5 protein-coding genes and 1 pseudogene are annotated in these 4,982 nt (G+C 69.0%); 4 read left to right on the top strand and 2 right to left on the bottom strand.

What is annotated here, in order from left to right:
* Positions 1–93 precede the first annotated feature (93 nt).
* Both GTW08_RS30925 and GTW08_RS30920 read left to right on the top strand, forming a co-directional pair.
* Complete coding sequence (locus GTW08_RS30925; protein WP_202416174.1) at positions 94–918, top strand: transposase family protein; 825 nt, start codon at positions 94–96, stop codon at positions 916–918.
* Complete coding sequence (locus GTW08_RS30920) at positions 855–1,451, top strand: transposase (RefSeq protein ID WP_202416355.1); 597 nt, start codon at positions 855–857, stop codon at positions 1,449–1,451. The genes GTW08_RS30925 and GTW08_RS30920 overlap by 64 nt, the downstream gene beginning before the upstream one ends.
* A 24-nt stretch (positions 1,452–1,475) precedes the next feature.
* Here GTW08_RS30920 and GTW08_RS03795 read toward each other — a convergent pair.
* Both GTW08_RS03795 and GTW08_RS03790 read right to left on the bottom strand, forming a co-directional pair.
* Positions 1,476–2,054 (bottom strand): annotated as a pseudogene (locus GTW08_RS03795) (ISL3-like element ISPfr2 family transposase); the annotation flags it as partial.
* Between the two features lie 892 nt (positions 2,055–2,946).
* Positions 2,947–3,258: a putative quinol monooxygenase gene (locus GTW08_RS03790; protein WP_006247389.1), complete on the bottom strand. Its 312-nt coding sequence runs from the start codon at positions 3,256–3,258 to the stop codon at positions 2,947–2,949.
* A gap of 107 nt (positions 3,259–3,365) precedes the next feature.
* Here GTW08_RS03790 and GTW08_RS03785 point away from each other — a divergent pair, with 107 nt between their 5' ends.
* Positions 3,366–4,307 (top strand): GlxA family transcriptional regulator, encoded by a 942-nt coding sequence (locus GTW08_RS03785; RefSeq protein WP_073575402.1) that lies wholly within the window; start codon positions 3,366–3,368, stop codon positions 4,305–4,307.
* A 161-nt stretch (positions 4,308–4,468) separates the two neighbouring features.
* Positions 4,469–4,982: helix-turn-helix domain-containing protein (locus GTW08_RS03780; RefSeq protein ID WP_161151419.1), on the top strand; the 514-nt coding region annotated here is incomplete at its 3' end.

The following is a 4,982-nucleotide window of genomic DNA, read 5'->3' as shown; positions in this document are numbered from 1 at the left end:
GGCTCTTCCGGAAATGGAGTGCAGGTGAGGGCGTGATCGACCGCGCGGGTGGGGTCGTGTCGCTGCGGTGAGGCGGGCCCCGAGAAGTTGATGATGAAGGTTCCTACGCCGAACACCGTCAACAAGCCCGGGGACCCGATGTCGCAGCCTACGTGCCCGCCTGCCCAGATCGTGGCCGACACGATCATCCGTACCGTCGAGCTCGGGGTGCGGATCACCGACGCCGCCCTGGCCGGGGAGACCACGGTGCTGTGGTGCGACCTGCTCACCGACGGGCCCGGCGCCTGCCCGGGGTGCGGACTGACCGGGATCTACCGCGACAGCACCGAGCGCCGCGTCAGCGACGTCCCGGTGGTCGGCCATCCGCTGCAACTGCGGGTCCGGGTGCCGCGCTACCGGTGTGTCCACGGTGACTGCGCCCGCGAGATCTTCGCCCACGACTCGACCCGCCTGGCCCGTCCCGGTGCGTCCACGACCCGGCGCTGCGCGGAGTACGTGTTGCGCCGCTTGGCGATCGACAAGGCGACGGTCGCCGCGGTCGCCCGTGAGCTGGGCCGCAGCTGGGACACCGTGAACAGCGTCGCGGTCGCCGCGACCGAGCAGCTGCTGCGCTCCGCCGGGCCGGCCCGCCTGGACGGGGTGCGGGTGATCGGGGTCGACGAGCACAAGTGGGCGCACGTGTTCGGCGCCGACGGAGACGGGTTCGTCACCGTGATCACCGACCTCACCGATGTCGTCGCAGGCCACGGCCGTGCGCGGCTGCTCGACCTGGTCCCGGGCCGCTCGGCGGCGGCCCTGAAGACCTGGCTCGACGCCCGCGACCCGGCCTTCCGCGACGGGTCCGGGTCGTGGCGATGGACGGTTTTGGCGGCTACAAGAACGCCGCCACCGACGCGTTGCCCGATGCGGTCACGGTGATGGACCCGTTCCACGTCGTCGCCCTGGCCGGGCACAAGCTCGACCTGTGTCGCCAACGTGTCCAGCAGGACACCCTCGGCCACCGAGGCCGCACCGGTGACCCGCTCTACCGGGCACGGCGGACCCTGCGGACCCGCCTCGGACTGCTCACCGACCGCCAACGCACCCGGCTTGAGGCGGTCTTCGCCGCCGACGAGCACGTCGCGGTCGAGGTCACCTGGTGGGCCTACCAGCAGATCATCGCCGCCTACGCCGACCAGGACCGCCGACGCGGCAAAGCATTGCTCAGCGGCGTGATCGACCGGCTACGCACCGGGCTACCGCCCGGGCTCGACGAGCTCACCACACTCGGCCGAACCTTGCACCGGCGCCGCGTCGACATCCTGGCCTACTTCTCCCATCGCGCCTCGAACGGCCCCACCGAGGCCATCAACGGCCGACTCGAAGCCCTCCGCCGCAACGCCATGGGCTTCCGCAACCTGATCAATTATCGGATCCGGTCGCTACTGCATTGCGGAGCGCTCGCACTCTAAATCCGGAAGAGCCGGTTAAGTGGCTCATCCCAATCGGGGGTGTAGGAGTTGGGGTCTGAAGCCGCCGGTCTCGAGCAGGCTTCGGGCGATGTAGTTGGTCAGGTTGCGGAACCCGAGTGCGGAGCCGCGCAGGTGTTCGAGCCGTCCGTTGAGCGCCTCGGTCGGCCCGTTGCTGGTGCCGGGTCGTTCGAAGTAGGCGAGCACGTCGGCGGCTCGCTTCTTCAGGGTCCGGCCCAGGGTGGTGAGCTCGGTGAGCACCTTGGGGACGCCGGCGCTGAGGTCGGTGATCAGCTTCTCCATGAGCTCGCGGCCACGTTGCCGGTCCTCGTGGCGATAGGCGGCGATCATGCGCTGGTAGACACCCCAGGTCGCCTCGACCTCGACGTGAGCGTCATCAACGAACAGCGCGCGTAGCCTGTCGCTCTGCTTGTCGGTGAGCAGGTCCGCGCCGGTGTGCAGCGTGCGCCGCGACTTGTAGAGCGGGTCGTCCCTGAACCCACGGTGCCCGTGGATCGCGAGTTGGACCCGGCGCCGGCACCTGTCGAGGGCGTCACCGGCCAGGCGCACGACGTGGAAGGGATCCATCACCGTGACCGCGTCCGGGCACGCGAGGACCGCACGATCCGGTTCAAGTCGTTGCCCGGTCACGCTCAGACCGAGGTCGTCGAGTCGAGCGAAGGCGGTCAGGTCAGGGCGGCCGAAGCCGGCCGGCGGGGTAGCGTCGGACACGTCGAGGTCTTTCGGATGGTTGGCGTAGGAACCTCCATCGTCGGGAGACCTCGACGTCTATCTGCGGACCGACGCGCCCGGCCGACCTACACCCTCATCTGGGAAGAGCCCGCAAAGCCGACGTGATTAGGTCGTCGGTTCGATTCCGACAGGCGGCTCCGGCGAACAGCCCCTGACCTGCGCAAACGCAGGGCAGGGGCGGTTCGGTTCTGGTGGTCGCGCGATGCGCTGGCCTCACGGCTCTGCCCGACACCGACGTCGCTCTCCTCTGCGACGGACCCCTCGCCGGCTGAGCGCTCGCGGCCGGCATCCTGTCCGTGTGCCGATATGCCTCGCTCCGCTCGGCAACGCAGCGTGGCGTTGTGTCGCGACCTGGACGTGCGAGGTGTCAACGGTGCGTCGGCCCAGCGATCGTTGTGTGCGCAGCGAGATGATCCATGCCGCACGCGCGGCGCGCACGAACGCAACGCCAACGACCCGTCATCGCTGCGACGCGCAACGCGTCTCCCGTCACGGCAACGGATCGCAACCACGACCCGCCCACGGCGCCTCGCGGGACGGAGGGCAAGTTGACACAGTTGCGCTGCCATGGAACCGCGCTGGCTCTCTCGATGACCACCGGTGAAACAGTGCCGCTCCAGGCTTGCGCCTGGTGTTGCCTGGCCTCCTCGTGATCGGCCCGTCGGGGATCGTCAACGTGGTGCGGGTGTCGAGGCGGTCGGGTCCGACGGCTCGGCGGGGCGCGATCGTCTCGTGCGTTGGCGGACTACGGGAGCTTGGACGCGAGGACGTCGGCCGCCAGGATCTCGGGTGCTGCGCCGAGGAGGTGCTGGTTGGCCATCAGGGCTGCGACGATGGCGCCGTTGGCGTGGGCGTCGCGAGCGGCCTCGTCGGGGAATGCATCGAAGATCCAGAAGGTGTCGGCGTGGGTCCTAGCCGCGAACCAGACAATCGTTCCTACTTCTTCGTTGGCGAGTGCGACAGCGCCGGCGAGCAGATCGGCGAGCGCGTCGTGCTGTCCATCGGCAGCGACGATCTTGGCGACGAAGGCATACGGAAGTGATGCGGGTGTGGACATGAGGGGTTCTCCTTGAAGTCGGGGTTCTTCGTGGGGCGAGTTCAGCGTACGACGAGCGAGGGCCGGTGGGGAGTGGCGTATACGGCAGTATTGCTATTGTTCGCGCCATGCGTATCGGACTGATCGCGATCGACGGCTGCTTCGGTTCGGCGGTCGCGTCGGTCATCGACATCGTGCGGGTGGCCGACGGAGTCCGCGGCGATGTCGACCCGCGGATCGACCCGATCGAACTCGCCATCCTCGGACCGAAACGGCGAGTGACCACGACGGCATCGATGACCCTGTCGGTGGACCACCCGCTGTCGGAGTCCGGAGAGTTCGACGTGGTCGTCGTCCCTGCGCTTGGAACCCTCACGGCCGCCGCGACCCACGACGCCCTCCAGAGCCGAGATGCTCGTTCGGTCATCGCCTCACTCGGGCGCCTCGACGACGCGACCACCCGGATCGCCGCGGCGTGCACCGGCGTGTTCGCCGTCGCCGAGACCGGACGGATGCATCATCGGCGGGCGACGACCAGCTGGTTCCTGGGGCCGGAGTTCCTGAAGCGCTATCCGACCGTCGCCCTCGATCTCGACACCATGGTCGTGGTCGACGGGAACCTCGTCACCGCCGGCGCCGCCTTCGCCCACATCGACCTCGCGCTCTCACTCGTGCGATCGATCAGCCCCGACCTGGCCCAACATGTCGCCAAGCTCCTCATCATCGACGAGCGCCCGTCGCAGGCGGCCTTCGTCGCCTACGAACATCTCCGGCACGAGGACCCGATCGTCGTCGAGTTCGAACGCTTCGTGCGCGTCCGCCTGGACGAACCGTTCAACGTCGCCGTCGTCGCGCAGTCGCTCGGCACCAGCCGGCGCACCCTCGAACGACGAGTCCGTGCGGCGCTCAACCTCACTCCGCTCGGCTTCGTCCAACGGCTTCGCATCGAACGAGCTCGGCACCTCTCAGCAACCACGGACCTCACCTCCGCCGAGATCGCGCGACGGGTCGGCTACGCGAACGCCGAGACTCTGCGCTCCCTCCTGCGCAGGGAGCGACGCCGTTCCTGACCTATCGCCATGCCTGTAGCCGGTGTCCTAGCTGTACTGACCGGAGACGTTGGTCGAACTCGTGTGACGACACGATCTAGCTGATCTTGAAGGGTGAGGACCTCCTGCGGAGGGTGTGGAGCTGTCGAAGGCACCCGCACCCACAACCACAGGAGGTCCTCGTGGTCCACGCTAACGCTCCACTGTCCGAACGCGGCCGACTGCGCCTGGCGCGTCTGATCGTCGAGGGCGACGTGCCGATCGCTGCGGCCGCTGCCCGGTTCCAGGTGGCCTGGCCGACCGCGAAACGCTGGGCCGACCGCTACCGCCTCGACGGCCCGGCCGGCATGGCCGATCGCTCCAGCCGGCCGCACCACTCGCCGCGGGCGACGCCGGCACCGGTGGTGCGCCGGATCGTGCACCTGCGCTGGAAGAAGCGCCTGGGCCCGGTCCAGATCGCCGACCGGGTCGGTGTCGCTGCCTCGACCGTGCACCGGGTGCTGGTGCGGTGTCGGATCAACCGCCTCGCCCATGTCGACCGCGCCACCGGAGAACCGGTGCGTCGCTACGAACACCCCGCCCCCGGGGATCTGCTGCACGTGGATGTGAAGAAGCTGGGCAACATCCCCGACGGCGGCGGCTGGCGCTATGTCGGGCGCGCCCAGGGAGACCGCAACCGGGCCGCGACCCCTGGGA

This window comes from Pseudonocardia sp. SID8383, assembly GCF_009864975.1.
In the GTDB taxonomy this organism is placed as follows: Bacteria; Actinomycetota; Actinomycetes; order Mycobacteriales; family Pseudonocardiaceae; genus Pseudonocardia; species Pseudonocardia alni.
Note: the sequence above shows the minus strand (reverse complement) of the source record. Positions and strands in the feature narration are given on the sequence as shown.

Coding starts and splice junctions, on each gene's coding strand:
- GTW08_RS30925 (WP_202416174.1), top strand. CDS start 94: ATGAAGGTTCCTACGCCGAACACCGTCAACAAGCCCGGGGACCCGATG.
- GTW08_RS03790 (WP_006247389.1), bottom strand. CDS start 3,258: ATGTCCACACCCGCATCACTTCCGTATGCCTTCGTCGCCAAGATCGTC.
- GTW08_RS30920 (WP_202416355.1), top strand. CDS start 855: ATGGACGGTTTTGGCGGCTACAAGAACGCCGCCACCGACGCGTTGCCC.
- GTW08_RS03785 (WP_073575402.1), top strand. CDS start 3,366: ATGCGTATCGGACTGATCGCGATCGACGGCTGCTTCGGTTCGGCGGTC.